The organism is Paenibacillus xylanilyticus (genome assembly GCF_009664365.1).
GTDB lineage: Bacteria > Bacillota > Bacilli > Paenibacillales > Paenibacillaceae > Paenibacillus > Paenibacillus xylanilyticus_A.
Genome location: NZ_CP044310.1, coordinates 5,679,075 through 5,704,799 on the forward strand (window position 1 = coordinate 5,679,075; position 25,725 = coordinate 5,704,799).

The following is a 25,725-nucleotide window of genomic DNA, read 5'->3' on the forward strand; positions in this document are numbered from 1 at the left end:
ACGATTCTCCATAGAAAGGAGGTGATCCAGCCGCACCTTCCGATACGGCTACCTTGTTACGACTTCACCCCAATCATCTATCCCACCTTCGGCGGCTGGCTCCTTGCGGTTACCCCACCGACTTCGGGTGTTATAAACTCTCGTGGTGTGACGGGCGGTGTGTACAAGACCCGGGAACGTATTCACCGCGGCATGCTGATCCGCGATTACTAGCAATTCCGACTTCATGCAGGCGAGTTGCAGCCTGCAATCCGAACTGAGACCGGCTTTTTAGGATTCGTTCCACCTCGCGGCTTCACTGCCCGTTGTACCGGCCATTGTAGTACGTGTGTAGCCCAGGTCATAAGGGGCATGATGATTTGACGTCATCCCCACCTTCCTCCGGTTTGTCACCGGCAGTCACCTTAGAGTGCCCATCCGAAATGCTGGCAACTAAGATCAAGGGTTGCGCTCGTTGCGGGACTTAACCCAACATCTCACGACACGAGCTGACGACAACCATGCACCACCTGTCTCCTCTGTCCCGAAGGAAAGCCCTATCTCTAGGACGGTCAGAGGGATGTCAAGACCTGGTAAGGTTCTTCGCGTTGCTTCGAATTAAACCACATACTCCACTGCTTGTGCGGGTCCCCGTCAATTCCTTTGAGTTTCAGTCTTGCGACCGTACTCCCCAGGCGGAATGCTTAATGTGTTAACTTCGGCACCAAGGGTATCGAAACCCCTAACACCTAGCATTCATCGTTTACGGCGTGGACTACCAGGGTATCTAATCCTGTTTGCTCCCCACGCTTTCGCGCCTCAGCGTCAGTTACAGCCCAGAGAGTCGCCTTCGCCACTGGTGTTCCTCCACATCTCTACGCATTTCACCGCTACACGTGGAATTCCACTCTCCTCTTCTGCACTCAAGTCATCCAGTTTCCAGTGCGATCCGGGGTTGAGCCCCGGGATTAAACACCAGACTTAAATGACCGCCTGCGCGCGCTTTACGCCCAATAATTCCGGACAACGCTTGCCCCCTACGTATTACCGCGGCTGCTGGCACGTAGTTAGCCGGGGCTTTCTTCTCAGGTACCGTCACTCCTTGAGCAGTTACTCTCAAGGACGTTCTTCCCTGGCAACAGAGCTTTACGATCCGAAAACCTTCATCACTCACGCGGCATTGCTCCGTCAGGCTTTCGCCCATTGCGGAAGATTCCCTACTGCTGCCTCCCGTAGGAGTCTGGGCCGTGTCTCAGTCCCAGTGTGGCCGATCACCCTCTCAGGTCGGCTACGCATCGTCGCCTTGGTAAGCCGTTACCTCACCAACTAGCTAATGCGCCGCAGGCCCATCCTCAAGTGACAGATTGCTCCGTCTTTCCAGCTTCCTTCAGGCGAAGAAAGCAAGTATTCGGTATTAGCTACCGTTTCCGGTAGTTGTCCCAAGCTTGAGGGCAGGTTGCCTACGTGTTACTCACCCGTCCGCCGCTAAGCATCAAGGAAGCAAGCTTCCTATCAACTCCGCTCGACTTGCATGTATTAGGCATGCCGCCAGCGTTCGTCCTGAGCCAGGATCAAACTCTCCAATAAAGTATTGAAAAGAGCGATTAGCTCATTTTGAATCTGACGAGATTAAAAATCTCATTTTCGCTTCGAAATCATACAGTCAGATGACTTGTACCGATTTCTCAGCTTTTCGACCTTATAAAGTAAGATCGTTACTCACTCGTTGTTCAGTTTTCAAAGATCAAACATTCAGTTCGTTGCTGTTTTTCATGTTGTCGTCGTTTTCAGCGGCGACTTTTATAATATATCATGTTCACTTCCACTTTGCAAGTACTTTTTTTCAGGAATGTTTTTCTTTCCTTTTGCTGCTAGGTACTTGTTTTAGTGGTTTGTCCTAAAAAGGAACGAAAATTAATTTATCATATCTAAACCAATAGGTCAACCCTTTTTCGACAATTTGATATCATTCATGTTATTCCATTCATAGATTCCGTCCTAGGTAGTTATAGAGGTACAGCTCTGGCTGCAGTAGGCCGCACCTCGCTCATCAATTAATACTGCATGTTTGAAGCTCTGTACCATGCTTCTTACGGTTTAGACTTTTTGAGTTTGCCACTTCTTGCGTATTTGGACAGCTCCTTCGGCGGAGCGAATCGAGCATACATGCGGAATACTGTTTTGTATCTACTCGCTATAGCGTATTTGATCTCTTGGTCGAGGCGATTATCACTGAGGTCAAACAACATCTCATCCAGCTCTTTACGTAACACATAATCGAGTTCCTTACATTCCTTCTCGTTAAACAGCATACCCAGCATTAAGAGTTCTCCTTTTTCTGCATATGGATAAGGCGCGCCTTTATATTTGTATATTGAATCCTGCACTCTCTAAAGTCAGGGCTATATTAGACGCGCCGATTCCAGCCCCTATGGGTTATAAATTCTCTTACCTAAGGGATTGCTGAAACCCGTTTTATTGTTATGGTCAACTTTCTGAAAATTTATGAATGTCATTCCATACAAATTTATCCACGCACAATACTGAAGGTAATCGTACTTTCGATAATGGCTGCAATAAACAGCAGGATAATGACCCAGCACGACGCCGTTAACGTCCTCTTCAAAAAAGTCCCCCACTGTTTTCCTAACCCCTGACGTTTAGCACTTCCAAGTTCAATAAGGCTTCTGGATGCCAGTCCCCCAAACTTGAGACCAAAAGCACAGGCAATGATAATAACGGGAATTTCTATAATTCCGTGCGGTAAAAGCCCCTTTACCACGATATCAAAAAAGCTGGCCCCATTATCTGTGGTGATATGCACTAGGAAACCGATAACCATTCCGTTAATTACTAAAAAGATAACAGGCAATATGCCAAAGAAAATTCCTGCATAGATCACGAGTACACTTTTGATGGCATTATTAAAAAAGATAAAGATAAAGAAATTCCATTGCACATTTCCGCTCTGTTCGAGCTGTCTGCTTACTTCTTGAAGTCCGCCTATCTGGTTCATTAATATGTCCTGCAGCGGCCCTGTACTTACCCATCCAGCTCCTATCCCTGCAACAAACAATATGACCGACCAGATTAATGCGTTACGAATGGATCCCAGATCCCTTAGAAATGTACTGAATTTTAACATGGTAACCTCCTAATGACTGAAGTTGATGGACAAACAAATTTCTCATGCGAATAACTGCGCTGTACGAGCATACATTGGAGAGTAAACAAGCATTTCTTATGGGAGAGGGGCGCTTATTGAAATGAACTCGTTCTATGTATTTAGCGGCAAAAAGATTAAACGTTTCCTGATTGTGCTGGCTGCTGCCGTCTTTGCTATCGGGATTATTTATCTGGAAAGCGGCAATGTTTCAGTATTCTCGGAGGATGCACCGTCGGCTGTCTACAACGTACCAACAGAGAAAAAAGTAATTGCACTTACATTTGATATTAGCTGGGGCGATAAGCGCACGGAACCAATCCTTAAAGTGCTGCAGGATAACAAAGTGGAGAAGGCTACCTTCTTCTTATCCTCCCCCTGGAGCAAGACACACCCCGAGATTGTAACCTCCATCAAGGAAGCGGGATACGAAATTGGCAGCCACGGACATAAGCACGATAATTACAGCAGCATGACCGAAGAGGAAATTCGCAAGGAAATTTCGACAGCTCATAGCATTTTAACCGATTTAACGGGAAAAGAACCGAATCTGCTTCGTCTGCCCAATGGGGATTTTGACAAGCGCGTACTTCAAGTAGCCAGCAGTCTTAACTACCAGGTCGTTCAATGGGATACCGACTCACAGGATTGGAAGAATCCAGGTGTACAAACCATCGTAGATCGGGTAGTCAGCAAAGCGCACCCTGGAGATATCGTACTTCTACATGCGAGTGATTCTTCCAAACAAACTCATGAAGCACTGCCCGTCATTATCGATAAATTAAGAAACCAGGGATATGAATTCGTAACCGTCTCCGAACTGCTGAATCATTCCAGTGCCAAAGGTACAGAAGTCCGGGATCAAGCCAGTGCTCAATAGAACTCACAAGATATACGGTTATACTATAGGCTGTATATTCCATTCTGAAGGTTAAATATCATATTGGCAGAGATAAATGAAAAGAGCTAACCAGGTTAGCTCTTTTTCGCGTTTTATTAAAAGATCCAGAATAGCCGTCCTTCTTATGCTTGCTCCGTTCTCCCGCTCACGGCCTGCTCTGCAGAACCATCCACCAGCTTATGTAATATTAGCATTTGATATGCATTACATGCCAGTAACGGGACCACAATAAAGGTGGTAGCGGCATTTACATCGATTCGGAGCACACCGATCGTCTCCACCACGGTTACTGCAATCATGAAAAAGAGCGTTGGGACCATTGCCGAAATATGTGTCTTTTTCACTTTCACGTAAGCGGTAACAATTGCGGCTGCCAAAATAATGATTCCAAGTACGATATCGGACAGACGCTCTCGTCCGCCTCCAACGAACAAACGCAAAAACATGACGTCAAGTAAAGCCAGCACGGTTAAAACAAGCTGAACGATCTGCCAGCCGCTTTTTGGAAATACACCTTTGCCCATATAATTCAGTATCAAGTAAGCGAAAAAACCCATCTGAGAATACACACTAATCATCACCCCTGATCCAAATAAAATCAGGAGATACAGCAGAAAATCGATAATTCCGTTCGTTCTTTCTCCGTTCACCAGCATCATAATGAGACCTGTTACTAGCGATCCGGCTGCTCCGATAAGTAAGGCTGTCCAAAATAGGAAAAACCATTTACGTAAATTCAAATGTTTTCCACCCCCGAGAGTTTATTTTACCAACCTTCTCAGCAAAAAACCATCATCATTCAACATATTTAGTGCTTGCCCATCACATACTACATGCAGTATCTAATCAAGGAGGGGTTATGCACATGAAACGGCCTTTGTGGCAGCTAAGCTGCGCCGTATTGGGGCTATCCGTCATGCTTGCCGGCTGCGGTTCAGATCAGAATTCTTCGCCTCCTCAGGGCAGTTATAAAGAGATGAAAACGATGGTCGTGGATATTCTGAAAAGTGACGAAGGCAAGAAGGCTGTCGAAGAAGCTCTAACTGGCCAAAGTTCCTCCGGGGGTGGCGGCGAAGGTGGAGATTCCGAACAAAGTGGCGGCGGATCGGGTGGCGGGTCTGGAACCATCGGTATGAAAATGTTAATGCCCATGCAATCTTCAGAACAAATACGTATTGCTGTTAAAGATACCATCACGGCTCCCGAGTACCAAAAGGAATTCGAGAAAATCATGACAGATCCACAATTTGCGAGTGAATTTGCCAAAGCCATTAACTCGCAAAGCAAGCAGCTGCATATGCAGTTGATCAAAGATCCCACGTATCAGAAATCGGTTGGGGATATCATGAAATCACCGGAAGTGTCCAAAATGTTTATGGACATGACCAAAACCCCAGAGTATCGTAAACAGACCATGACCGTCATGCAGGAAGTCATGCAGAATCCACTGTTCCGGATGGAAGTACTGACTTTGCTCAAAAAAGTAGTACAGGAAGAACTACAGCCCAAAGTTGAATCCGGCGGCGGGCAGGAACAAGGTGGACAGCAAGAAGGTGGCGGCCAAGAAGGTGGAAGCGGCGGCGGAGACAGCGGCGATGGGGGTAGCGGTAGTGATTCCGGAAGTGGCGGAGGCTCATAACCCCTGTCGAGGGATACCGTTGATATACAGTTAATCCTGATTTCAGGAACGGAACCATGTTATACGTTATAAAAGCCCGCATCCGATGGATGCAGGCTTTTTGATGTTGTGTTGATTTTTTTTCAATATGCTAAAACTTAGTCTCAATTGCCTGAGCTACTTCATCGTATATGGCGCCGATGCTTGTATCAGCCTTATATACAGATGGCGAGAAATCAGGCTCCGATGGATGATTGTCCGGTGAACCGAGAGGAATCTGTGCAAGCAGCTCTGTATGCAGGCTTTCCGCAAGACGTCCGCCGCCCCCACGGCCAAAGACATAGTCTTTCTCCCCACATTTGCCACATTCGTAATAAGCCATGTTCTCTACCACACCCAGCAGCTCATGCTCGGTCTGAATCGCCATTGCACCCGCTCTCGCGGCTACAAATGCAGCTGTTGCATGCGGCGTTGTCACAATGATCTCCTTGCTCTGCGGCAGCATTTGATGCACATCCAGCGCTACGTCACCAGTGCCTGGAGGCAAATCAAGCAGCATGTAGTCCAGTTCACCCCAATTTACATCTGTGAAGAACTGACGCAGCATGCGACCCAGCATGGGACCGCGCCAGATTACAGGGTTATTTTCACGAATGAAAAATCCCATCGACATCACTTTTACACCGAAACGCTCAACCGGCTGAATGATTCCATCCTCTACAACAGGGTATTCTTCAATCCCCATCATATCAGGTACACTGAAACCATAGATGTCCGCATCAATTAATCCAACTTTTTTACCTTGCCGAGCGAGGGCAGCAGCCAGATTCACTGTGACTGTAGATTTACCTACCCCACCTTTGCCGCTTGCTACTGCAATATAGCGAACACCCGATTCAGGGCTTAATAACTCATGACCATCCAGACCTGCTGCATGGCCTTTTACAAGCACTTCCTCGTCATTCTGCTCATTCCCTGGTTGTCCTGCATTCACACTCTCTCGTTCATGTTCTGATGCTGCACGCAGACGTATATGTACATCCTGAATCCCATGTTGAGACAATAGGTTACGTGCGGCGTCACTAAGAGCAGTTGTATCCTCAGTCTGATTGTCCAATGTAACAATGGTCAGTGCCACATGATTTTCTTTTACCATGACATCACGAATCCATTGAAGCTCGGTCAGACTTACTCCCAATTGTGGTTCCTGTAAAGGTTGCAATAGTTCAAGTATCTGTTCTTTTGATATCATCAGACAGCACCTCAGCTTTATCTATTGGCATGTAATTAGGTATGCTGTGTTAATTATAACATTCTCCTTCTCTTTGTAACTAACTTTTGGGACGTTCCCCCGAGGAATACCTCAAGATTCCATTATAGATGGAAGCGGCTACTTTACGTTGATATGCTTCATCAGCAAGAAGACGTGCTTCATCCGGATGAGATAAGAAACCGACTTCTACGAGAGCAGACGGAATTTTCAATGCTTGAAGCAGATACACGGTATTTACCGTTTTCGCAATTCGATCTGTATTTTCAAGATTACGGATCATCTCTTGCTGCAACAGATTGGCCAATCCTTCATTGTCCGGGTGGTTGGGTGTATAAAAGACCTGCGCACCACTCCAGCGGTTCGAAGGGACACTGTTCATGTGAATGCTGATAAACAGATCTGCCTGCTTGTCTTCAATTCGTCTTACTCTCTGCTTGAGATCTTCTGTCTTCCGTTTGGAATATCCTCTGGTATCTGCCTCTGCAAGATCTGTGTCAATCTCTCGTGTCATGACCACCAGTGCTCCAGCTTGCTGCAGATAGTCCCGTACATACAAAGCAATCGACAAATTAATATCCTTCTCGATAACCCCCTGCTTGCTCACAGCCCCCCCGTCTGGTCCACCGTGCCCTGCATCGATTGCGATGACTTTACCTGCTAGCGGCAGCCCCCAATATCCGGACGTCTTGGATGAAGGAAGTTCATACGTCACCACAGCGACCAACATCGCCAGTAGACAGAGGCTTAATAGCACACGCTTCACTGTACGCAACCGGATCCATACCACAAAATGCTTCCCCATATTTTTACGCATAAAAAAACCACCTCGTCCCTATAAATGACTCTAATCATCTATATGGGACAAGATGGACAAATATACCCTTAGGAGCGGACTTGCTCCGCCATTCCCTTAATCAGCACTTCAGCTACCTCAGGATGAGTTAATTCTGGTGGCGGGCACTCTCCATCACGGGCTTTCCATCAAGGAGCTGACCAGGCACTTTTGTAACGGATAACGTCATAGAGGCAGAAGGGATGTCATTTTGTCAGCTCCCTAATTTCTCTTCCTAGTGGTGGTTCGATAGAGATAAGCTCAAAGCTATAATGTAAGCTCTAAAGAATGTTCCTGCTATTTCGAATACTTTATTTATGAAGTCCGCATTCTGTTTTATCATTACCGGACCATCGTCCTGCACGCGGATCTTCACCTGGCATAACTTGACGGGTGCAATATTCACAACCAATGCTCGGATAGTTCTGATCATGGAGAGGGTTATATACAACGTTATTAGCCCGAATATAATCCCACACATCCTCAGAAGTCCAGTGAGCGATCGGGTTAAATTTCATAAGTCCAAACTTCGTATCGTATTCCACCTTCTTCGCATTAGCACGAGTCGGTGCTTGATCTCTGCGAATTCCCGTGATCCATGCATCATACTTGGAAAGGATACGTGTCAGCGGCTCAACCTTGCGAATATTGCAGCAAGCATTAGGATCCGATTTCCACAATTCCTCTCCATGTTGGGCCGCCTGCTCTTCTGGCGTAATTTTAGGAGAAACACGAACAAAATCCATATTGTATTTCTCTTTCATAAGATCACGTGTCTCATACGTTTCCTTGAAATGAAAATCAGTGTCGAGATAAAAAACATCCGTAGATGGACTGATCTTCTGCAGCATATCTACAAGTACAACATCTTCCGCACCAAAGCTGCATGCAAAAGTGATATTTGGAAATGTCTCAACAGCGTAACGGATAATATCCTCAGGGCTTGCGTTCTCCAATTCTTCTGCTTTCACCCGAGCAAGTTCTTCTTTTTCCAACAAGTTCATTCTGAAATTCCCCCATTCTGCTTTTCCCGAAAACTTCAATGCCGACCAATCTAATATGAATTATGTATAGTATAAATCTTTCAGGGGGGATGTCAATGGCCTGCCGCATGGTAAAATGATTCCTTTACAGCCCATTTTGGTGTGTGGATTACCAATCATTTTGTAAACATTTCGATTCTCTTTCAATAAATTTCATTGCAACTAATTTAAGCAGGCTAGAAGTTATTAGGTCCAATTCGTTAAGCAAAATGTGAAATTCTTTGTCCCTTCTGGTTTTTTTGGATTAAACAGGACTAAAGTTCGTATTGATATTACTCGTTACAAAACCAAATACGAGATACAAAGGGACCAACAGTGCATGAAAAAATTTGAATTCTCTGTGCATACATGTAAGTGACATTTATTGAATTCATAAGAAAAACTGATGATTATGACCTCGCATAACCTGTCTTGTAAGAACTATCCTCAGTCAAATTTAAGATAAGAAATAAGCCGAGTTTTATCACATTAGATCTTAGAACACATACATATGAAAACTTGTCTGGGCATCCTATGGAAATAGGATAACTGATCCATGTCTTATAGACAACAAAAAAACCCCTGACCGAGGCCAGAGGCTTGTAAGACATATTAACGTTTGGAGAACTGAGGAGCGCGACGAGCGGCTTTGAGACCGTATTTTTTACGTTCTTTCATCCGTGGGTCACGAGTCAGGAATCCTGCTTTTTTCAGGGAAGCACGGTATTCTGGATCTGCTTTGAGCAGAGCGCGGGAGATACCATGACGGATTGCTCCAGCTTGACCGGAGATTCCGCCACCATGAGCGATAACCAAAACGTCATAGTTGCTAAGCGTTTCTGTCAAAGTCAGTGGTTGTTTTACGATCAGTTTGAGTGTTTCCAAACCGAAGTATTCATTAATATCACGTTTATTGATGACAATGCGTCCTTCACCCGGTACAAGGCGAACACGAGCTACCGAATGTTTACGACGACCTGTCCCATAGTATTGTACTTGTGCCATGAAACTGTCCTCCTTTTAATTAACCGCGAAGTTCGTAAACTTCTGGTTTTTGTGCTGCATGTGGATGCTCAGTGCCTCTGTACGCTTTAAGTCTCAGCTTCATTTTCTCGCCCATGCGAGTTTTAGGAAGCATACCGCGAACAGCCAATTCCAACATACGTTCCGGTTTGTTTTTAACCATATCTTCTGCAGAAGTTACTTTCAAACCACCTGGGTGCATCGAGTGACGGTAGTATTTCTTGTCTTGCATTTTTTTACCAGTCAATACAATTTTCTCCGCATTGATGATAACTACGAAATCGCCAGTGTCCACATGTGGAGTGAATTGTGGCTTGTGTTTGCCGCGGATCAAAGCAGCTGCTTCGCTCGCCAAACGTCCGAGCGTTTTGCCTTCGGCATCAATGATGTGCCATTGGCGCTCAACTTCGTTAGGCTTCGCCATGTACGTTGTACGCATTGAAAAGTTCCTCCTTAAAATGTTCAAAATCTCATTTTCATTTATCTTCGTTCATTAAGTGATAACTTTAGGTGTTGATGGATAGTTGTTGCGATGTGAACCTCTTAATTGGGGCTGTGGGAAAGCCATTAAGAAAACACAACTTTTATATTACATGATAGGAGTTTAAATCGCAAGTGTTAATTAAGCTTTTCACTCACCAAATTTAATCTTTTTTGTATTCAAGATCCCATAGCATTAAACCGCAGCTTACCGCAGTTGGTCCTGCAGCAGAGCGATTACATGCGGCAATCATATTCGGTACATCAGAGGCTTTCCGTTTGCCCTCTCCGATCTCCAGCAGTGTACCAACAATAATGCGAACCATATGCTGCAAAAAGCCGTTGCCGCTCACATAAATATGAATGACACCCTGATCGCGCGGATGATCTCTGCACATTGAACGGTCAACCTCTATCCATGCGTCGTATACCGAACGTATATGATTGTCTTTCTGAGACTTGCGAGAAGCAAAGGAGGTGAAATCATACGTACCAATAAAATGACGAAGCCCCTCCTGCATTGCAGTTACGTCCAACCTGGCATGATGATGGTATTGCAGCCTTCTGTTGAATACATCCGGAAATTGATTTGCATTGATCGTATAGCGGTACGTCTTCGTTTTCGCTGCATAGCGAGAATGAAACTCAAGCGGTACCTCTATTGCATCAATCACAACAATATCAGAGGGTAATCTAGAATTAAGTGCAATACACCATCGTTCAATCGGGATTTGAGATTCGGTAGCAAAGTTGAAGATTTGCCTGCGAGCATGAACACCCGCGTCAGTTCTACCTGACCCCGTTATCTTTACCGTCTCACCTGTCAATGCACGAATGGCATCTTCAAGATGATCCTGGATGGTATTCCCCCCCGGCTGTACCTGGAAGCCATAATAAGCAGTGCCATCGTAAGCAAGCGTCATGCACAAGTTGCGCATCATTACCACACCTTCGTTCCATACTATACATACCCTACCCCGAACAGCAAAAGAAGCCCCTTCCGGAGCTTCTATTACAGCACGAATTCCGAAATGAAGTGAAAAAAAGGGTTAATCCAGAATCAACGACTCTGTCCCCTTTCCTCATCTCATCTGTTTTACGCGCGGTCAACCAGTTCCAAGTAAACCATAGGCGCTGCGTCACCACGACGAGGTCCCAGTTTAAGGATACGAGTGTATCCACCTGGACGCTCAGCGTAACGACCGGACAATTCGCTAAACAGTTTTTGGATTGCATCTTGCTCACCATCGATAGTTTCGCGGCGAACATAAGCTGCCACTTGGCGACGGGCATGAAGATCTCCCTTTTTCGCTTTAGTGATCAGTTTTTCAGCAATAGAGCGAACCTCTTTTGCTTTCGCTTCAGTTGTCTGAATGCGCTCGTACAAGAACAGGTCGGTTACCAGGTCACGGAACAAAGCTTTACGCGCGCTGGAATTACGGCCCAACTTTTGGTATGCCATTGTTTTCCCTCCTTCACTTCAAGCACTCAGCTGTCTATTCTTCTGTACGGAGTCCCAGACCCAATTCTTCGAGCTTCTCTTGAACTTCTTCCAAAGACTTGCGTCCGAGGTTACGGACTTTCATCATGTCTTCTTCCGTTTTCGTAGTCAGCTCTTGCACGGTATTAATACCGGCACGTTTCAGGCAGTTGTAGGAACGAACAGAGAGATCCAGCTCTTCGATCGTCATTTCGAGTACTTTTTCTTTTTTGTCTTCTTCTTTTTCGACCATGATCTCAGCGTCTTTCGCTTCGTCTGTAAGACCCACGAAGAGCATCAAATGCTCGGTCAAAATTTTAGCGCCGAGGCTTACAGCCTCTTCAGGACGAATACTTCCGTCTGTCCAAACTTCCAACGTGAGCTTGTCATAGTTGGTTACTTGGCCAACACGCGTATTTTCCACAGCGTAGTTAACGCGGCTGATCGGGGTGAAGATGGAATCGACTGGGATGACGCCGATCGGCTGGTCATCGCGTTTATTCCGATCTGCCTGGACGTAGCCGCGACCGCGATTGGCAAAAATACGCATGTGAAGTCTCGAACCTGGTCCGAGCGTAGCGATGTGCAGATCCGGGTTAAGGATTTCCACATCGGAATCCGCACGGATATCTCCAGCCGTGATTGCTCCTTCGCCTTCAGCATCAATCTCGAGCACTTTCTCCTCATCCGAATGAATTTTAAGCGACAAAGCTTTCAGGTTAAGAATAATCTCCGTTACATCTTCCATTACGCCAGGAACTGTAGCAAATTCATGCAGAACGCCATCGATTTGAACCGAAGACACTGCCGCACCCGGCAGTGACGAGAGCAAGATTCGGCGAAGCGAGTTTCCAAGCGTCGTTCCGTATCCGCGCTCCAGCGGTTCTACTACGAATTTCCCATAGGTGCCATCATCGTTGACGTCAACCGTCTCAATTTTCGGCTTTTCGATTTCAATCACTGCAATACCCCTCCTTCAAAACGTCGGTCCTCTATGAAACATTTACCTTCTCTTGCGAAAACATGTAGTAGTATGCCTAAACAACCATTATTAGCAGATTGTGCTGGATTTATACCACACGCAGGGGCAAATCTCATTAGACACGACGACGTTTTGGAGGACGGCATCCGTTGTGTGGGACTGGAGTTACGTCTTTGATCAGGTTAACTTCCAGACCTGCAGCTTGCAAAGAGCGGATCGCTGCTTCACGGCCTGCGCCTGGTCCTTTAACCATAACCTCAACGGCTTTCATCCCATGTTCCATTGCAGCTTTGGCAGCAGTCTCAGCAGCCATTTGTGCAGCAAACGGAGTCGATTTACGGGAACCTCTGAATCCGAGGCCGCCGGAGCTTGCCCACGAAATTGCGTTTCCGTGAGGATCCGTAATGGTAACGATAGTGTTATTGAAAGTGGAACGGATATGTGCCACGCCAGATTCAATATTTTTACGGTCACGACGTTTAGTACGTACGACTTTTTTCGGTTTAGCCATTTTCTCTTATCCCCCCTTATTATTTCTTCTTGTTCGCTACTGTACGACGAGGACCTTTACGAGTACGAGCATTCGTTTTCGTACGTTGTCCACGAACAGGCAGACCACGACGATGACGAACTCCACGGTAACAACCGATCTCCGTCAAACGTTTAATATTCAAAGAGATTTCACGACGCAGGTCACCTTCTACTTTGACCTCTTTGTCGATACTTTCACGCAATTTGCTGACTTCATCTTCCGTCAAATCACGAACACGAGTGTCCGGATTGATGCCTGTAGAGCTCAGAATTTTCTGGGAAGTCGTTTTACCGATTCCGAAAATATAAGTCAAGGCGATCTCAACGCGCTTATCACGTGGCAAATCCACACCAGCTATACGTGCCATTTTACGCTACACCCCCTTCATTAACCTTGTTTTTGTTTGTGTTTCGGATTTTCACAGATAACCATAACATTCCCTTTGCGGCGAATGACTTTGCATTTTTCGCAAATCGGTTTGACCGAAGGTCTTACCTTCATGTGAATTACCTCCTCAAAGTTCTGCTTAGCAAAACTCTCTTCGTAAGCATTGACCTCGTTTTACCATTGTAAAACCGGCTTCGAAGCTTTCGCAAGTTTTGCCGGGCAAAACCCGCTTCAAGCTTCACAGTTCATTGCAACTGTCTACTACTATTTACGGTAAGTTATACGTCCTTTTGTCAGATCATAAGGCGATAACTGAACAACTACTTTGTCACCAGTCAGGATACGGATAAAGTGCATCCGCAGCTTGCCGGAAACGTGAGCGAGAATTTGATGACCGTTCTCAAGCTCAACCTTGAATGTTGCATTCGGCAGCGGTTCAAGAACCGTGCCTTCCACTTCAATGACATCTTCCTTGGCCATTAGTCAGTCTCCTTTCTCTTCAGCTTGAATGTTGGTGGATTCCAGAAACGAATGAACCGCATAGCGGAGCTTTCCGTTTGTCACCCGACCACTCTCGTTTAAACTGTTTACAACCTCGCTGCTGATCATCGGCTGGAGCTCCAGATGAAGAATATTCTTCTTCTTTGGTTGATCAAACTTACGTTTGTCTCCATCCGCTATATACACGAACCTACTGTCCGCTATAGCAACAATTACCGCGGCTTGGTCCGCATTGCGGCCTTTACGGATCTTCACAAGTTGACCGAGCTGCGGATTAGACTGATTATTCATGCCTCATCACCTACGCATTCAGTTTTGTGAAAATTTCCATGCCTTCTGGTGTAACTGCTACGGTGTGTTCAAAGTGGGCACATAACGATCCATCAACAGTAACGACAGTCCAGTTATCTTCCAACGTTTTCACATACCGGCTACCTGCGTTAACCATCGGCTCTATGGCCAGCACCATGCCCGCTTTAAGCCGTGGTCCTCGATCAGGAAGACCATAGTTCGGAATTTGGGGTTCTTCGTGCAGATCCGCTCCTATGCCGTGACCGACATATTCCCGAACTACCGAAAAACCGGCATCCTCAATATATTTCTGAATCGCATGAGATATAGTAAACAAGCGAATGTCCGGTTTAACCAGCGCCAGACCTGCGTATAACGAAGCCTCGGTAACGTCCAGAAGACGACGGGCTTCTTCGGAAATACGGCCGACCGGATAAGTCCAGGCAGAATCTCCATGATACCCCTGGTACTGCGCGCCAATGTCAAACGTAACGATATCGCCCTCGTTCAACTTGCGTTTGCCGGGAAATCCATGCACCAACTCTTCATTTACTGAAGCGCACACACTGGCAGGAAAACCGTTATAACCTTTGAAAGACGGCACAGCTCCTTGACTGCGGATGTATTGATCGGCCATATGGTCAAGTTCTCCAGTCGTAATACCGGGAGCGATATGCTCTGCCAAGAGACGATGCGTTTCCGCAACGATTCTCCCTGCTTCCCTCATCAAGCCCAGTTCCGTTTCGGACTTACCAATGATCATTCAATTAACCTCGCAGTAAGGACACGATCTCTTGAGAGACTTGATCAATATCCTGTTCTCCGTTCATTTGACGAAGAAGACCTTTGTTCTCATAAAACGTGAGGAGTGGTGCTGTTTTGTTGATATATTCGTCAAGACGGGTTCCTACGCTCTCTTCGTTATCATCCGAGCGTTGGTACAACTCGCCGCCGCATTTATCACAAATACCTTCCTGCTTAGGCGGATTGAATACGACATGATAAGTGGCGCCACAGTTTTTGCAAATGCGACGACCCGTCAAACGAGCCAGCAATTTGTCGCGGTCCACTTTCAGGTTGATTACATGATCGAGACCTGAGTTCAGTCGGTCCAGGATGCCATCAAGCGCTTCTGCTTGAGACAGGGTTCTTGGAAAACCATCCAAGAGAAATCCTTCTCTGCAGTCAGGCTGCTGCAACCGTTCTTCAACGATGCCGATGGTTACATCATCTGGTACAAGCAATCCTTGATCCATATATTCCTTGGCTTTCAGGCCAATGGGAGTTCCCTGCTTAATCGCCAGACGAAATGCATCGCCTGTTGAAATGTGGGGAATACCGAACTCTTTCACGATGACGTCTGCTTGTGTTCCTTTTCCTGCCCCCGGAGGGCCCATGAATAGGATGTTCACGTTATGTCACTCCCTCCAAGACTACCCTACATCAACAAACAGCACAATAGGTGCCGGCAAGTAAGTCTTAGCTTGACCGGTACCTATTGCCTATTTATTGATAAAACCTTTGTAGTGGCGTTTGATCAATTGGCTTTCGATTTGCTTCATGGTATCGAGCGCAACACCGATAACGATCAGGAGAGACGTTCCTCCAATTTGCGCCGATTGAGGCAAACCAGAAAGTGCCCCTAAGAATACAGGCAGAACGGAAATGACTGCCAAGAAGATGGCTCCGGCCATTGTCAAACGAGTCATGACACGGGTCAGATATTTCTCGGTTGCTTTACCCGGGCGAATGCCTGGGATGTAACCGCCGTTCTTTTTCATATTATCAGCCATCTGCTGTGGATTCATCTGTACGAAAGTATAGAAGAAAGTGAAACCGAAGATCATCACGACATACAATAACATACCCAGAGGTTTGTGAGTAGTCAGATTTTGTCCGATCCACTGTGCCCATAAACGATCAGCCCAGAAGTTGGCGATAATCGTTGGGAACATCAACAGAGATGAAGCAAAGATGACAGGGATAACACCTGCTGCGTTAATCTTCAGCGGGATGTGTGTATTCTGTCCACCGTACATTTTGTTACCTACGACGCGTTTCGCGTACTGTACAGGAATTTTCCGAATCGCCTGCTGAATGTAAATGACACCGATGATAATCAACACAATAACAATTGCGACGATTACACCTTTAAGGATGTTCATGAACAACTGATCAGGTTGAATGAAGTCGGACTCGATTGTCTGTTTGATAATGTTAGGCACCGTTGAAAGGATACCCGCAAAGATCAAAATCGAAATCCCGTTTCCTATGCCCTTCTCGGTGATCTGCTCACCAAGCCACATCAGGAATGAAGTACCGGCCGTAAGTACAATCGCGATCAAGATATAATCAGCAAAAGTGGCGTTAGGCACCATCTCTGTATTGTACAAGCGGTTGAATCCGATCGACGTACCAAACGCTTGAATCAATGCCAGACCGATCGTTAAATAACGAGTCAGCTGAGCTGATTTTTTCTTACCTTGTTCACCTTGCTTAGCCCATTCCGCTAACTTAGGGATAACGTCCATGGAAAGCAACTGTACTATGATAGACGCAGTGATGTAAGGTACGATCCCGAGTGCAAAGATCGAGAACTGGAACAGTGCTCCACCCGAGAACGTATTGAGAAGTCCAAAAACTTCTTTACCCGCAGAATTTGTCGCTTCGAAAACCTCTTTGTTTACTCCAGGTACTGGAACGAAGGATCCGATGCGGTAAATGATCAGTACAAAAAGGGTAAATAATACCCTTTTGCGCAGATCTTCAACCCGCCAGATATTCTTTAGGGTCTTGAACATTAAATCACCTCGGTTGTACCGCCGGCAGCTTCAATTTTCTCCACCGCAGATTGAGAAAACTTGTTAGCTTTAACAGTCAGCTTCACAGTGACTTCACCGTTACCCAGGATCTTGATTCCGGATTTAGCGTTTTTAACTACGCCGTTCGTCATCAAGAATTCTGGAGTTACTTCAGTACCCGCAGCAAAACTGTTCAGGTCTTCAATATTCACAACCGCATATTCCTTGCGAGTTGGGTTTACGAAACCACGTTTTGGCAAGCGACGATACAATGGATTTTGTCCACCTTCGAAGCCCGGACGTACACCACCGCCGGAACGAGCGTTTTGTCCTTTGTGACCGCGACCTGATGTTTTACCCGTACCACTACTTGGACCGCGACCAACACGTTTACGCTCTTTGCGGGATCCAGGAGCTGGGGAAAGCTCATGTAACTTCATCGTTCGTTGCACCTCCTTAAAGATTTATGGGAATATCCCGAATTAAGCTTCTACTTCTTTAACAGCTACCAAGTGACTTACTTTGTTAATCATACCACGAATGGCTGGATTATCGTTTTGAACCACTTTGCTGTTGATTTTGCGCAAGCCCAATGTTTTCACAGTTGTTCTTTGCGTCTCCGGACGTCCGATCAAGCTGCGGACGAGGGTAATTTCCAATTTAGCCATGAGATTCCCTCCTTAACCCAGAAGCTCTTCGACGGATTTTCCGCGCAGTTTAGCCACGTCTTCAGCACGCTTCAAACGGGACAAACCTTCCAAAGTCGCATTGACCATGTTCATGGAATTCGAAGAACCCAGAGATTTTGTCAAAATGTCACCTACACCAGCAAGTTCGAGAACCGCACGTACAGGACCACCAGCGATAACACCAGTACCTTCAGATGCTGGTTTCAACAGAACGCGTCCTGCGCCGAACTTACCTGTTACCAAGTGAGGAATCGATGTTCCTACGAGTGGAACGTGTACAAGGTTTTTCTTAGCATCTTCAATACCTTTGCGAATTGCATCAGGTACTTCGCCCGCTTTACCGATACCAGCTCCAACCCAGCCGTTGCCGTCGCCGACTACAACCAGTGCGCTAAAGCTGAAACGGCGTCCGCCTTTTACTACTTTAGCTACGCGATTAATATTTACAACTCTTTCAGTCAGTTCCAAAGTATTCGGATCTACACGCAAGTCGTTAACCTCCTTTTGAAAAATATCTTAAAACTCAAGTCCTGCTTCACGAGCCGCTTCAGCCAATGCTGCGATACGACCATGGTACAGATATCCGCTACGGTCAAATACGATGTTAGAAACGCCTTTGTCTTTCGCACGTTTTGCAACGAGTTCGCCAACTTTACGAGCTGACTCAACAGAAGCGCCGTTTTTGATGTCGCTGCTCAGTTCTTTGTCTACAGTAGACGCGGAAGCGATCGTTACACCAGCTACGTCATCGATAATTTGAGCGTACATATGTTTACCAGAACGGAATACGTTCAAACGAGGACGTGCTGCCGTTCCTTGGATTTTCTTACGAACACGCAGGTGTCTTTTCAGACGAGCCTTGTTTTTATCTTGTTTCGTAATCATCTCAGGGATTCACTCCTTTCAGGTTACCTCGCTGGCTTCAAACCGGAAGCCACGGGGTATATTAGAAACACACGAAGCAAGCAAGCCGAAAGCCGCGCAAAGGCGGTAAGAGAAATCTTATTTCTTCTTACCGGCTTTACCTTCCTTACGGATGATACGCTCGCCTTCATATTTAATACCTTTACCTTTGTACGGCTCAGGTTCACGAACGGAACGGATTTTAGCAGCGTAAGCACCTACGCGCTCTTTGTCGATCCCGCGAACGATGATTTTTGTATTCGAAGGAACTTCGAATTCAATTCCCGCTTCCGGTGTAATTTCAACCGGGTGAGAGTATCCAACGTTCAGAACGATTTTATCTCCGGATTTGCTTGCACGATATCCGACCCCAACCAACTCCAGAGATTTTGCGAATCCTTCAGTAACGCCGCTCACCATGTTGCTTACAACGCTGCGCGTTGTGCCGTGCAAAGAACGGTGAGTTTTGTTATCGGAAGGACGCACAACTGTAATTTCGTTGTTCTCAACTGTAACCTTCATGTCTTTATGAAGTTCACGAGTCAGAGTTCCTTTTGGTCCTTTTACCGTAATAACGGTGTTGTCCAGTGTGATGTCCACACCACTTGGTACTGTAATTGGTTTGCGACCAATACGAGACATATGTTGCACCTCCTATCTTGTGACGTTATATTACCAAACGTAGCAAACGACTTCTCCGCCGGATTTAGATTGACGAGCTTCTTTGTCCGTCATAACACCTTTGGATGTCGAGATGATCGCGATACCCAGGCCACCAAGTACACGAGGTACTTCGTTGCTTTTCGTGTAAACACGAAGACCAGGTTTACTGATTCTTTTCAGACCAGTGATAACGCGCTCGTTATTTTGACCGTATTTCAGGAAAACACGGATAATCCCTTGTTTGTTATCATCGATAACTTCAGCGTCACGGATGAAACCTTCACGCTTCAGGATATCGGCGATTTGTTTTTTCATTGTCGAAGCAGGCATTTCTACTGTTTCGTGACGAACAGTGTTCGCGTTACGAATACGAGTAAGCATATCTGCAATTGGATCAGACATAGTCATTGTGAGTTAACCTCCTTCCCGTTCAGGACTTTTTACCAGCTTGCTTTTTTCACGCCAGGAATCTGGCCTTTATAAGCTAATTCACGGAAGCAAATTCTGCAAATTTTGTACTTTTGCAGCACCGAATGTGGACGTCCGCAACGCTCACAGCGTGTATAAGCACGTACTTTAAACTTTGGTGTACGTTGTTGTTTAACTTTCATCGAAGTTTTTGCCACTTTAGCCTGACACCTCCTAAATAATTTCGGAGAAAAGGGAGTCCTTCCAGACACCCGGAAACGTTATGCCAACTTTATTTTACGAAAGGCATTCCCAGTTGCGTGAGCAACTCACGGGACTCTTCGTCTGTTTTCGCCGTTGTTACAATAACAATGTCCATACCGCGGACTTTGTCTACTTTATCATACTCGATCTCTGGGAAGATCAATTGTTCTTTCAGACCCAGTGTGTAGTTACCACGTCCGTCGAACGCTTTGCTCGATACACCGCGGAAGTCGCGGACACGAGGCAATGTAACGTTGAACAATTTATCGAGGAAGTAGTACATACGCTCGCCGCGCAATGTAACTTTCACACCGATAGGCATGTTCTCACGCAGTTTGAAACCTGCGATAGATTTCTTAGCACGAGTGATTACAGGTTTTTGACCCGCGATCAGTTGCAAATCGTTTACTGCGGAATCCAACACTTTGGAGTTTTGGACAGCGTCGCCCACACCCATGTTGATAACGATTTTCTCGATTTTAGGCACTTGCATTACCGTTGTATAGTTAAACTTCTGCATCAAACCAGGAGCGATTTCTTGCAGGTAACGTTCTTTCATTCTTGATGCCATGAATCATAGCCCTCCTTTCTCATTCGGTTCAATTAGTCGATAATTTCTCCGGAACGTTTAGCAACGCGCACTTTCTTTCCGTTATCCAACACTTTGTAACCAACACGGGTTACTTTTCCGCTCTTTGGATCGATGTGCATCACGTTGGAAACGTGAATCGGAGCTTCCTTCTCGATAATGCCGCCTTGCGGATTTTGCTGGTTAGGCTTCTGGTGTTTTTTAATCATGTTAACACCTTCCACAAGGACGCGGTTCTCACGAGGATAAGCAGCGATGACACGGCCTTTTTTACCTTTGTCTTTACCGCTGATCACCATAACCGTATCTTCTTTTTTAACGTGAAGTTTGTTGTTATGGGATTCCAGAACTTTTTTCACTCTTGGCATTTCGTACACCTCCTGTTTCTAAACATCACGAGCTTAATCTATTAGATAACCTCTGGGGCCAAGGAAACGATTTTCATGAAGTCTTTCTCGCGAAGTTCACGAGCAACAGGTCCGAAAATACGTGTTCCACGTGGGCTTCTGTCGTCTTTTACAACAACAGCTGCATTTTCATCAAAACCGATGTAGGAACCGTCTTTACGACGTACAGAACGTTTCGTACGAACGACAACCGCTCTAACTACATCACCTTTTTTGACAACGCCGCCTGGTGTTGCTTGTTTTACAGAACAAACGATCAGATCACCGATTTGTGCTGTACGACGTCCCGTACCGCCGAGTACGCGGATACACATCAGTTCCTTCGCACCGGAGTTGTCGGCTACAGCCAAACGTGTAAATGGTTGAATCATTTAGTATTCCTCCTTCCAGCTATGCTGATAATGCATTAGATGATAACCGCTTTTTCTACGATTTCAGTAAGTCTCCAGCGTTTATCTTTCGAAAGCGGACGAGTCTCCATGATTTTCACCGTGTCACCGATTTTCGCAGTGTTTTCTTCGTCATGCGCTTTGAACTTTTTAGTAACCTTGATGCGTTTATGGTACAATTTATGGTTTTTGTAAGTTTCTACAGCAACAACAATCGTTTTATCCATTTTATCGCTAACAACTTTACCAGTTTGCACTTTACGTGCGTTACGTTCTTCGCTCATTGTTGGCCTCCTTCCTGATTACGGACGGAATGTATATCCGACCTCTAATTAACCGATACCCAGTTCTCTTTCACGGATGATGGTTTTAGCACGAGCTATTTCTTTCCGCACATCACGGATTCGAGTCGGGTTATCCAGCTGACCGGTAGCGAGTTGAAAGCGGAGGTTAAAGAGTTCTTCTTTAAATCCGGCAATCTTTTGCTCGATTTCAGCAGAGGTTAGGTTGCGAAATTCACTAGCTTTCATTTGCTTCACCACCCAATTCTTCACGTTTCACAAACTTCGTTTTGATTGGCAGTTTGTGAGCGGCAAGACGCATCGCTTCGCGTGCGATCTCCTCCGGTACACCAGCAAGTTCAAACATGATCTTACCTGGTTTCACAACTGCAACCCATTTTTCTACGTTACCTTTACCGCTACCCATCCGAACCTCGAGAGGCTTTTGAGTGATTGGTTTGTCAGGGAAAATTTTGATCCAGACTTTACCACCACGTTTGATGTAACGAGTCATCGCAATACGAGCCGCTTCGATTTGACGGTTCGTAATCCAAGCCGGTTCCGTAGCTTGCAGACCGTATTCGCCAAAGTTCAGCGTAGTTCCGCCTTTTGCTTGGCCTTTCATATGTCCGCGTTGTTGCTTACGGTGTTTTACACGTTTTGGTACCAACATGATTAGTTGCCTCCTTCCTTAGCAGCTTGTTTCTTAGCCGTAGGAAGAACCTCTCCACGATAGATCCATACTTTTACGCCGATACGGCCGTAAGTTGTATGAGCCTCTGCTGTACCGTAGTCGATGTCGGCACGAAGCGTGTGCAGTGGAACAGTTCCTTCGCTGTAGCCTTCCGAACGTGCGATCTCAGCTCCGCCAAGACGTCCGCCCACTTGAGTTTTAATACCTTTAGCACCAGAGCGCATAGTTCTTTGAATAGCTTGTTTCAGAGCACGACGGAAAGAAACGCGACGTTCCAGTTGTTGTGCAATGCTTTCTGCTACCAGGATTGCGTCCAGGTCTTGGTTCTTAATTTCAGAGATGTTGATGTGTACTTTTTTACCGCCAGCAATTTTCGTAATTTGGTTACGAAGATTCTCAACTTCAGATCCACCTTTACCGATTACCATACCTGGTTTCGCTGTGTGAATCGTTACGTTCACGCGGTTAGCCGCTCTCTCGATTTCAACACGAGACATAGCGGAGTCTTTCAATTTATTTTTCAGGAATTCACGAATTTTCACGTCTTCCATCAAAAGATCACCGAAGTCTTTGCCTGCATACCATTTAGATTCCCAGTCACGGATTACTCCGACACGGAGTCCGACCGGATTTACCTTTTGGCCCACACGTTTTCCCTCCTTCTACTTTTCAGATACCACCAAAGTGATGTGGCTAGTACGTTTGTTAATACGACTTGCACGTCCCATTGCACGAGGGCGGAAACGTTTCATTGTCGGTCCTTGGTTCACGTAAGCTTGCGAAATGACCAAGTTATTAACATCCATAGAATAGTTATGTTCCGCATTCGCAATAGCGGAGTTAAGCAACTTCTCAACGATTGGAGAAGCGGATTTCGGAGTGTGACGGAGAATGGCAACCGCCTCACCAACTTGCTTGCCGCGAATCAAGTCAACAACGAGTTGAACTTTACGAGGAGCAATCCGGATAAACTTAGCATGTGCTTTTGCTTCCATTGTGTAACCTCCTCTCAAACATTAAAGATGTTCATTTATCTTCTTGTTTTCTTGTCATCATCAGTATGGCCTTTGTACGTACGGGTTGGAGCGAACTCACCCAATTTGTGTCCGACCATGTCCTCAGTCACGTATACTGGCACGTGTTTACGTCCGTCATATACGCCGAATGTGTGTCCGATGAATTGTGGGAAAATTGTAGAACGACGGGACCAGGTTTTGATAACGTTCTTTTTACCGGAAGCGTCCATCTCTTCTACCTTTTTCAGCATGTAGCCATCAATGAATGGCCCTTTTTTCAAACTGCGACCCATGTGGAGATCCTCCCTTCAAACATAGCGTTTATGCATCCGCAGATGCCTCACGAAGTTATGCACAGTGTGTATTACTTCGTGCGGCGGCGAATGATGTATTTATCAGAAGCTTTATTTTTCTTACGCGTTTTGTAACCAAGAGTAGGTTTACCCCATGGTGACATTGGCGATTTACGTCCGATTGGAGCACGACCTTCACCACCACCGTGTGGGTGATCGTTAGGGTTCATTACTACACCACGAACTTCAGGACGTTGTCCCAACCAACGGCTACGACCGGCTTTACCGATTTTGATGAGCTCGTGGTCTTGGTTACCAACAGAACCGATTGTTGCACGGCAAACTTTCAGAATACGACGAACTTCTCCAGAAGAGAGACGAACGGAAACGTATTTTTCTTCTTTACCAAGCAATTGAGCTTCTGTACCAGCAGCACGAACCAACTGTCCGCCTTTACCTGGTTTCAACTCGATGTTGTGGATAACGGTACCTACTGGAATGTTTTCGAGTGGCAGTGCGTTACCGATTTTAATGTCGGATTCAGGACCGGAGAAGATTTGATCTCCAACTTTCAATCCTTTAGGAGCGATGATGTAGCGTTTCTCACCATCAGCATAGTGGATCAGGGCGATGTTCGATGTACGGTTCGGGTCATACTCGATCGTAGCAACGCGGCCCGGTATTCCATCTTTAGTACGTTTGAAGTCAATGATACGGTATTTACGTTTATGTCCACCACCGTGGTGACGAACTGTAATTTTACCTTGGTTGTTGCGGCCAGCCTTTTTGCTCAGTGGGGCCAACAACGATTTCTCCGGCTGATCTGTGGTGATTTCCTCAAATGTAGATACGGACATGTTCCGTCTTGCCGGGGATGTCGGTTTATACTTTTTGATTGGCACTGGGTTTCCCTCCTTACTTCAACAATTTCAATTATACAGTTTCAAAGAACTCAAGCGTTTTGCTGTCTTGTGTCAGTGTTACAAACGCTTTTTTCCATTCGCTAGTATATCCGGAATAACGTCCGTACCGTTTAGGCTTAGCTGGAACACGAAGAGTGTTCACGTTTTTCACTTTTACGTTGAAAATAGCTTCCACGGCTTTTTTGATCTCGGTTTTGTTTGCACGGATATCGACTTCAAATACATATTTCAAGTCATTCATCATGTCAGCAGTACGTTCCGTAATAATCGGACGTTTAACAATATCACGAGGATCCTTCATTACGCGAGCACCTCCTCTACCTTCTGAACTGCTTCTTTCGTAATGATCAGTTTGTCGTGCGCAAGCACGTCAAGAACATTAATGCCGTCAGCTGCTACGAATTTCACGCCAGGAATATTCCGTGCGGAAAGAGCCACATTATCATCATAGCTAGGAGCTACGATCAAAGCTTTGCGTCCAACTTTCAAGTTGTTCAAGATGGCTGCAAATTCTTTTGTTTTAGGCGTGCTCAGCGAAAGAGCGTCCAAAACGATAATGTCATTGTCGAGCACTTTGGATGAAAGAGCTGATTTGATCGCCAGACGGCGAACTTTCTTAGGCAGTTTGTACGCATAGCTCCGTGGTGTCGGACCAAATACGATACCGCCGCCTTTCCATTGTGGAGAACGAATCGAACCTTGACGAGCGCGACCTGTACCTTTTTGTTTCCAAGGCTTACGTCCACCGCCACGTACTTCAGAACGTCCTTTTACTTTGTGGGTGCCTTGACGAAGGGAAGCGCGTTGCATAAGCACTGCATCGTACAGAACGGAAGTGTTCGGCTCTACTCCGAATACTGCATCGTTCAGTTCAACTTCGCCCACTTGGCTACCATCTACATTGTAAACTGATACTTTTGGCATTTTGTGTTCCTCCTTTC

General features: G+C 45.9%; 40 protein-coding genes and 1 rRNA gene. 2 read left to right on the plus strand and 39 right to left on the minus strand.

Annotated features, from left to right (window positions below):
- Positions 1–14 precede the first annotated feature (14 nt).
- The 3 genes from F4V51_RS25400 to F4V51_RS25410 form a co-directional block, all read right to left on the minus strand.
- Positions 15–1,566 (minus strand): 16S ribosomal RNA (locus tag F4V51_RS25400).
- Positions 1,567–2,069: 503 nt separating this feature from the next.
- Positions 2,070–2,300 carry a hypothetical protein gene (locus F4V51_RS25405; RefSeq protein ID WP_095293396.1) on the minus strand — a complete coding sequence of 77 codons (231 nt, stop codon included), beginning with the start codon at positions 2,298–2,300 and terminating at the stop codon, positions 2,070–2,072.
- 206 nt (positions 2,301–2,506) lie between these two features.
- On the minus strand, positions 2,507–3,124 hold the full coding sequence (locus F4V51_RS25410) for a stage II sporulation protein M (RefSeq protein WP_153980052.1): 618 nt from the start codon (positions 3,122–3,124) through the stop codon (positions 2,507–2,509).
- A gap of 121 nt (positions 3,125–3,245) precedes the next feature.
- On the opposite strand from F4V51_RS25410, the gene pdaB reads away from it, so the two are divergent.
- Positions 3,246–4,022, plus strand: a complete 777-nt coding sequence (pdaB, locus tag F4V51_RS25415) for a polysaccharide deacetylase family sporulation protein PdaB (RefSeq protein ID WP_110756607.1) — start codon at positions 3,246–3,248, stop codon at positions 4,020–4,022.
- A gap of 143 nt (positions 4,023–4,165) precedes the next feature.
- Here the strand turns inward: pdaB and F4V51_RS25420 are convergent, their stop codons facing one another.
- On the minus strand, positions 4,166–4,783 hold the full coding sequence (locus tag F4V51_RS25420; RefSeq protein ID WP_153980053.1) for a KinB-signaling pathway activation protein: 618 nt from the start codon (positions 4,781–4,783) through the stop codon (positions 4,166–4,168).
- Between the two features lie 125 nt (positions 4,784–4,908).
- Here F4V51_RS25420 and gerD point away from each other — a divergent pair, with 125 nt between their 5' ends.
- Complete coding sequence (gene gerD, locus F4V51_RS25425; protein ID WP_153980054.1) at positions 4,909–5,682, plus strand: spore germination lipoprotein GerD; 774 nt, start codon at positions 4,909–4,911, stop codon at positions 5,680–5,682.
- 130 nt (positions 5,683–5,812) lie between these two features.
- Here the strand turns inward: gerD and F4V51_RS25430 are convergent, their stop codons facing one another.
- The 35 genes from F4V51_RS25430 to rplD all read right to left on the minus strand — a co-directional run bounded on the left by F4V51_RS25430 (position 5,813) and on the right by rplD (position 25,708).
- Positions 5,813–6,913: an Mrp/NBP35 family ATP-binding protein gene (locus tag F4V51_RS25430; protein ID WP_153980055.1), complete on the minus strand. Its 1,101-nt coding sequence runs from the start codon at positions 6,911–6,913 to the stop codon at positions 5,813–5,815.
- 79 nt (positions 6,914–6,992) lie between these two features.
- On the minus strand, positions 6,993–7,748 hold the full coding sequence (gene cwlD / locus F4V51_RS25435; RefSeq protein WP_095293402.1) for an N-acetylmuramoyl-L-alanine amidase CwlD: 756 nt from the start codon (positions 7,746–7,748) through the stop codon (positions 6,993–6,995).
- A 329-nt stretch (positions 7,749–8,077) separates the two neighbouring features.
- Positions 8,078–8,770 (minus strand): phosphoadenylyl-sulfate reductase, encoded by a 693-nt coding sequence (locus F4V51_RS25440; protein WP_153980056.1) that lies wholly within the window; start codon positions 8,768–8,770, stop codon positions 8,078–8,080.
- A 630-nt stretch (positions 8,771–9,400) separates the two neighbouring features.
- Positions 9,401–9,793 (minus strand): 30S ribosomal protein S9, encoded by a 393-nt coding sequence (gene rpsI, locus F4V51_RS25445; RefSeq protein WP_056697740.1) that lies wholly within the window; start codon positions 9,791–9,793, stop codon positions 9,401–9,403.
- Positions 9,794–9,812: 19 nt separating this feature from the next.
- Positions 9,813–10,250: a 50S ribosomal protein L13 gene (gene rplM, locus F4V51_RS25450; RefSeq protein WP_127540947.1), complete on the minus strand. Its 438-nt coding sequence runs from the start codon at positions 10,248–10,250 to the stop codon at positions 9,813–9,815.
- Between the two features lie 205 nt (positions 10,251–10,455).
- Complete coding sequence (gene truA, locus F4V51_RS25455; protein ID WP_127540945.1) at positions 10,456–11,229, minus strand: tRNA pseudouridine(38-40) synthase TruA; 774 nt, start codon at positions 11,227–11,229, stop codon at positions 10,456–10,458.
- A 158-nt stretch (positions 11,230–11,387) separates the two neighbouring features.
- On the minus strand, positions 11,388–11,753 hold the full coding sequence (rplQ, locus tag F4V51_RS25460) for a 50S ribosomal protein L17 (protein WP_017692102.1): 366 nt from the start codon (positions 11,751–11,753) through the stop codon (positions 11,388–11,390).
- A gap of 34 nt (positions 11,754–11,787) precedes the next feature.
- Positions 11,788–12,732, minus strand: coding sequence for a DNA-directed RNA polymerase subunit alpha (locus tag F4V51_RS25465; protein ID WP_024633566.1), 945 nt, complete (start codon positions 12,730–12,732; stop codon positions 11,788–11,790).
- Positions 12,733–12,868: 136 nt separating this feature from the next.
- On the minus strand, positions 12,869–13,264 hold the full coding sequence (gene rpsK, locus F4V51_RS25470) for a 30S ribosomal protein S11 (protein WP_017692100.1): 396 nt from the start codon (positions 13,262–13,264) through the stop codon (positions 12,869–12,871).
- Between the two features lie 19 nt (positions 13,265–13,283).
- Positions 13,284–13,652, minus strand: coding sequence for a 30S ribosomal protein S13 (gene rpsM, locus F4V51_RS25475; protein ID WP_095293406.1), 369 nt, complete (start codon positions 13,650–13,652; stop codon positions 13,284–13,286).
- A 20-nt stretch (positions 13,653–13,672) separates the two neighbouring features.
- Positions 13,673–13,786, minus strand: a complete 114-nt coding sequence (gene rpmJ / locus F4V51_RS25480) for a 50S ribosomal protein L36 (protein ID WP_003333770.1) — start codon at positions 13,784–13,786, stop codon at positions 13,673–13,675.
- 150 nt (positions 13,787–13,936) lie between these two features.
- Positions 13,937–14,152 carry a translation initiation factor IF-1 gene (infA, locus tag F4V51_RS25485; RefSeq protein WP_017692098.1) on the minus strand — a complete coding sequence of 72 codons (216 nt, stop codon included), beginning with the start codon at positions 14,150–14,152 and terminating at the stop codon, positions 13,937–13,939.
- Between the two features lie 3 nt (positions 14,153–14,155).
- Positions 14,156–14,464, minus strand: coding sequence for a KOW domain-containing RNA-binding protein (locus F4V51_RS25490; protein WP_095293407.1), 309 nt, complete (start codon positions 14,462–14,464; stop codon positions 14,156–14,158).
- Positions 14,465–14,474: 10 nt separating this feature from the next.
- Positions 14,475–15,227 (minus strand): type I methionyl aminopeptidase, encoded by a 753-nt coding sequence (map, locus tag F4V51_RS25495; RefSeq protein WP_153980057.1) that lies wholly within the window; start codon positions 15,225–15,227, stop codon positions 14,475–14,477.
- A 4-nt stretch (positions 15,228–15,231) separates the two neighbouring features.
- Positions 15,232–15,876 carry an adenylate kinase gene (locus F4V51_RS25500; protein ID WP_095293409.1) on the minus strand — a complete coding sequence of 215 codons (645 nt, stop codon included), beginning with the start codon at positions 15,874–15,876 and terminating at the stop codon, positions 15,232–15,234.
- Between the two features lie 90 nt (positions 15,877–15,966).
- Positions 15,967–17,265, minus strand: a complete 1,299-nt coding sequence (gene secY, locus F4V51_RS25505) for a preprotein translocase subunit SecY (RefSeq protein WP_095293410.1) — start codon at positions 17,263–17,265, stop codon at positions 15,967–15,969.
- Complete coding sequence (gene rplO, locus F4V51_RS25510; RefSeq protein WP_153980058.1) at positions 17,265–17,705, minus strand: 50S ribosomal protein L15; 441 nt, start codon at positions 17,703–17,705, stop codon at positions 17,265–17,267. Before rplO ends, secY begins: the two co-directional genes overlap by 1 nt.
- A gap of 42 nt (positions 17,706–17,747) precedes the next feature.
- Complete coding sequence (rpmD, locus tag F4V51_RS25515; RefSeq protein ID WP_017692092.1) at positions 17,748–17,933, minus strand: 50S ribosomal protein L30; 186 nt, start codon at positions 17,931–17,933, stop codon at positions 17,748–17,750.
- Between the two features lie 12 nt (positions 17,934–17,945).
- On the minus strand, positions 17,946–18,443 hold the full coding sequence (rpsE, locus tag F4V51_RS25520; RefSeq protein WP_017692091.1) for a 30S ribosomal protein S5: 498 nt from the start codon (positions 18,441–18,443) through the stop codon (positions 17,946–17,948).
- Between the two features lie 27 nt (positions 18,444–18,470).
- Positions 18,471–18,839: a 50S ribosomal protein L18 gene (gene rplR / locus F4V51_RS25525; RefSeq protein ID WP_095293412.1), complete on the minus strand. Its 369-nt coding sequence runs from the start codon at positions 18,837–18,839 to the stop codon at positions 18,471–18,473.
- 117 nt (positions 18,840–18,956) lie between these two features.
- Complete coding sequence (gene rplF / locus F4V51_RS25530) at positions 18,957–19,499, minus strand: 50S ribosomal protein L6 (protein WP_090924669.1); 543 nt, start codon at positions 19,497–19,499, stop codon at positions 18,957–18,959.
- Positions 19,500–19,529: 30 nt separating this feature from the next.
- Positions 19,530–19,928, minus strand: coding sequence for a 30S ribosomal protein S8 (gene rpsH / locus F4V51_RS25535; protein WP_095293413.1), 399 nt, complete (start codon positions 19,926–19,928; stop codon positions 19,530–19,532).
- Between the two features lie 32 nt (positions 19,929–19,960).
- The gene (locus F4V51_RS25540) at positions 19,961–20,146 is read right to left on the minus strand and encodes a type Z 30S ribosomal protein S14 (RefSeq protein WP_009226651.1); all 186 of its coding nucleotides are present in this window, start codon (positions 20,144–20,146) and stop codon (positions 19,961–19,963) included.
- Between the two features lie 74 nt (positions 20,147–20,220).
- Entirely contained in the window at positions 20,221–20,763 is a 543-nt protein-coding gene (gene rplE, locus F4V51_RS25545) for a 50S ribosomal protein L5 (RefSeq protein ID WP_095293414.1), read from the minus strand.
- Between the two features lie 32 nt (positions 20,764–20,795).
- On the minus strand, positions 20,796–21,149 hold the full coding sequence (rplX, locus tag F4V51_RS25550; protein WP_024633578.1) for a 50S ribosomal protein L24: 354 nt from the start codon (positions 21,147–21,149) through the stop codon (positions 20,796–20,798).
- Between the two features lie 41 nt (positions 21,150–21,190).
- The gene (rplN, locus tag F4V51_RS25555) at positions 21,191–21,559 is read right to left on the minus strand and encodes a 50S ribosomal protein L14 (RefSeq protein WP_090905289.1); all 369 of its coding nucleotides are present in this window, start codon (positions 21,557–21,559) and stop codon (positions 21,191–21,193) included.
- Positions 21,560–21,594: 35 nt separating this feature from the next.
- Positions 21,595–21,861, minus strand: coding sequence for a 30S ribosomal protein S17 (gene rpsQ, locus F4V51_RS25560; RefSeq protein WP_095293415.1), 267 nt, complete (start codon positions 21,859–21,861; stop codon positions 21,595–21,597).
- A gap of 48 nt (positions 21,862–21,909) precedes the next feature.
- Positions 21,910–22,107 carry a 50S ribosomal protein L29 gene (gene rpmC, locus F4V51_RS25565; protein ID WP_017692083.1) on the minus strand — a complete coding sequence of 66 codons (198 nt, stop codon included), beginning with the start codon at positions 22,105–22,107 and terminating at the stop codon, positions 21,910–21,912.
- On the minus strand, positions 22,097–22,531 hold the full coding sequence (gene rplP, locus F4V51_RS25570) for a 50S ribosomal protein L16 (protein ID WP_017692082.1): 435 nt from the start codon (positions 22,529–22,531) through the stop codon (positions 22,097–22,099). Before rplP ends, rpmC begins: the two co-directional genes overlap by 11 nt.
- A 2-nt stretch (positions 22,532–22,533) precedes the next feature.
- The gene (gene rpsC / locus F4V51_RS25575; protein ID WP_090924673.1) at positions 22,534–23,199 is read right to left on the minus strand and encodes a 30S ribosomal protein S3; all 666 of its coding nucleotides are present in this window, start codon (positions 23,197–23,199) and stop codon (positions 22,534–22,536) included.
- A gap of 15 nt (positions 23,200–23,214) precedes the next feature.
- Complete coding sequence (gene rplV / locus F4V51_RS25580; protein ID WP_095293416.1) at positions 23,215–23,547, minus strand: 50S ribosomal protein L22; 333 nt, start codon at positions 23,545–23,547, stop codon at positions 23,215–23,217.
- 35 nt (positions 23,548–23,582) lie between these two features.
- Positions 23,583–23,861 carry a 30S ribosomal protein S19 gene (rpsS, locus tag F4V51_RS25585; protein ID WP_095293417.1) on the minus strand — a complete coding sequence of 93 codons (279 nt, stop codon included), beginning with the start codon at positions 23,859–23,861 and terminating at the stop codon, positions 23,583–23,585.
- A 71-nt stretch (positions 23,862–23,932) separates the two neighbouring features.
- Positions 23,933–24,763 carry a 50S ribosomal protein L2 gene (gene rplB / locus F4V51_RS25590; protein WP_095293418.1) on the minus strand — a complete coding sequence of 277 codons (831 nt, stop codon included), beginning with the start codon at positions 24,761–24,763 and terminating at the stop codon, positions 23,933–23,935.
- Between the two features lie 31 nt (positions 24,764–24,794).
- A complete protein-coding gene (gene rplW / locus F4V51_RS25595; RefSeq protein WP_024633586.1) occupies positions 24,795–25,085 on the minus strand; it encodes a 50S ribosomal protein L23 in 291 nt (96 codons plus the stop codon).
- Positions 25,085–25,708: a 50S ribosomal protein L4 gene (rplD, locus tag F4V51_RS25600; RefSeq protein WP_095293419.1), complete on the minus strand. Its 624-nt coding sequence runs from the start codon at positions 25,706–25,708 to the stop codon at positions 25,085–25,087. Before rplD ends, rplW begins: the two co-directional genes overlap by 1 nt.
- Positions 25,709–25,725: the final 17 nt, after the last annotated feature.

Excerpts from the sequence above, each read along its gene's own strand:
- rplX (WP_024633578.1), bottom strand. The coding sequence starts at position 21,149 with ATGCCAAGAGTGAAAAAAGTTCTGGAATCCCATAACAACAAACTTCAC.
- rpsI (WP_056697740.1), bottom strand. The coding sequence starts at position 9,793 with ATGGCACAAGTACAATACTATGGGACAGGTCGTCGTAAACATTCGGTA.
- rpsK (WP_017692100.1), bottom strand. The coding sequence starts at position 13,264 with ATGGCTAAACCGAAAAAAGTCGTACGTACTAAACGTCGTGACCGTAAA.
- rplP (WP_017692082.1), bottom strand. The coding sequence starts at position 22,531 with ATGTTGGTACCAAAACGTGTAAAACACCGTAAGCAACAACGCGGACAT.
- rpsS (WP_095293417.1), bottom strand. The coding sequence starts at position 23,861 with ATGGGTCGCAGTTTGAAAAAAGGGCCATTCATTGATGGCTACATGCTG.
- rplF (WP_090924669.1), bottom strand. The coding sequence starts at position 19,499 with ATGTCTCGTATTGGTCGCAAACCAATTACAGTACCAAGTGGTGTGGAC.
- rplW (WP_024633586.1), bottom strand. The coding sequence starts at position 25,085 with ATGAAGGATCCTCGTGATATTGTTAAACGTCCGATTATTACGGAACGT.
- map (WP_153980057.1), bottom strand. The coding sequence starts at position 15,227 with ATGATCATTGGTAAGTCCGAAACGGAACTGGGCTTGATGAGGGAAGCA.
- rplN (WP_090905289.1), bottom strand. The coding sequence starts at position 21,559 with ATGATTCAACCATTTACACGTTTGGCTGTAGCCGACAACTCCGGTGCG.
- F4V51_RS25405 (WP_095293396.1), bottom strand. The coding sequence starts at position 2,300 with ATGCTGGGTATGCTGTTTAACGAGAAGGAATGTAAGGAACTCGATTAT.
- rplQ (WP_017692102.1), bottom strand. The coding sequence starts at position 11,753 with ATGGCATACCAAAAGTTGGGCCGTAATTCCAGCGCGCGTAAAGCTTTG.
- secY (WP_095293410.1), bottom strand. The coding sequence starts at position 17,265 with ATGTTCAAGACCCTAAAGAATATCTGGCGGGTTGAAGATCTGCGCAAA.
- rplE (WP_095293414.1), bottom strand. The coding sequence starts at position 20,763 with ATGGCATCAAGAATGAAAGAACGTTACCTGCAAGAAATCGCTCCTGGT.
- F4V51_RS25490 (WP_095293407.1), bottom strand. The coding sequence starts at position 14,464 with ATGAATAATCAGTCTAATCCGCAGCTCGGTCAACTTGTGAAGATCCGT.
- rplD (WP_095293419.1), bottom strand. The coding sequence starts at position 25,708 with ATGCCAAAAGTATCAGTTTACAATGTAGATGGTAGCCAAGTGGGCGAA.
- rplR (WP_095293412.1), bottom strand. The coding sequence starts at position 18,839 with ATGATTACGAAACAAGATAAAAACAAGGCTCGTCTGAAAAGACACCTG.
- rpsM (WP_095293406.1), bottom strand. The coding sequence starts at position 13,652 with ATGGCACGTATAGCTGGTGTGGATTTGCCACGTGATAAGCGCGTTGAG.
- rpmJ (WP_003333770.1), bottom strand. The coding sequence starts at position 13,786 with ATGAAGGTAAGACCTTCGGTCAAACCGATTTGCGAAAAATGCAAAGTC.
- rplM (WP_127540947.1), bottom strand. The coding sequence starts at position 10,250 with ATGCGTACAACGTACATGGCGAAGCCTAACGAAGTTGAGCGCCAATGG.
- truA (WP_127540945.1), bottom strand. The coding sequence starts at position 11,229 with ATGCGCAACTTGTGCATGACGCTTGCTTACGATGGCACTGCTTATTAT.
- F4V51_RS25430 (WP_153980055.1), bottom strand. The coding sequence starts at position 6,913 with ATGATATCAAAAGAACAGATACTTGAACTATTGCAACCTTTACAGGAA.
- cwlD (WP_095293402.1), bottom strand. The coding sequence starts at position 7,748 with ATGCGTAAAAATATGGGGAAGCATTTTGTGGTATGGATCCGGTTGCGT.
- rplV (WP_095293416.1), bottom strand. The coding sequence starts at position 23,547 with ATGGAAGCAAAAGCACATGCTAAGTTTATCCGGATTGCTCCTCGTAAA.
- rpmD (WP_017692092.1), bottom strand. The coding sequence starts at position 17,933 with ATGGCTAAATTGGAAATTACCCTCGTCCGCAGCTTGATCGGACGTCCG.
- infA (WP_017692098.1), bottom strand. The coding sequence starts at position 14,152 with ATGGCCAAGGAAGATGTCATTGAAGTGGAAGGCACGGTTCTTGAACCG.
- rplO (WP_153980058.1), bottom strand. The coding sequence starts at position 17,705 with ATGAAGTTACATGAGCTTTCCCCAGCTCCTGGATCCCGCAAAGAGCGT.
- pdaB (WP_110756607.1), top strand. The coding sequence starts at position 3,246 with ATGAACTCGTTCTATGTATTTAGCGGCAAAAAGATTAAACGTTTCCTG.
- gerD (WP_153980054.1), top strand. The coding sequence starts at position 4,909 with ATGAAACGGCCTTTGTGGCAGCTAAGCTGCGCCGTATTGGGGCTATCC.
- F4V51_RS25440 (WP_153980056.1), bottom strand. The coding sequence starts at position 8,770 with ATGAACTTGTTGGAAAAAGAAGAACTTGCTCGGGTGAAAGCAGAAGAA.
- rpmC (WP_017692083.1), bottom strand. The coding sequence starts at position 22,107 with ATGAAAGCTAGTGAATTTCGCAACCTAACCTCTGCTGAAATCGAGCAA.
- rpsQ (WP_095293415.1), bottom strand. The coding sequence starts at position 21,861 with ATGAGCGAAGAACGTAACGCACGTAAAGTGCAAACTGGTAAAGTTGTT.
- F4V51_RS25410 (WP_153980052.1), bottom strand. The coding sequence starts at position 3,124 with ATGTTAAAATTCAGTACATTTCTAAGGGATCTGGGATCCATTCGTAAC.
- rpsH (WP_095293413.1), bottom strand. The coding sequence starts at position 19,928 with ATGACTATGTCTGATCCAATTGCAGATATGCTTACTCGTATTCGTAAC.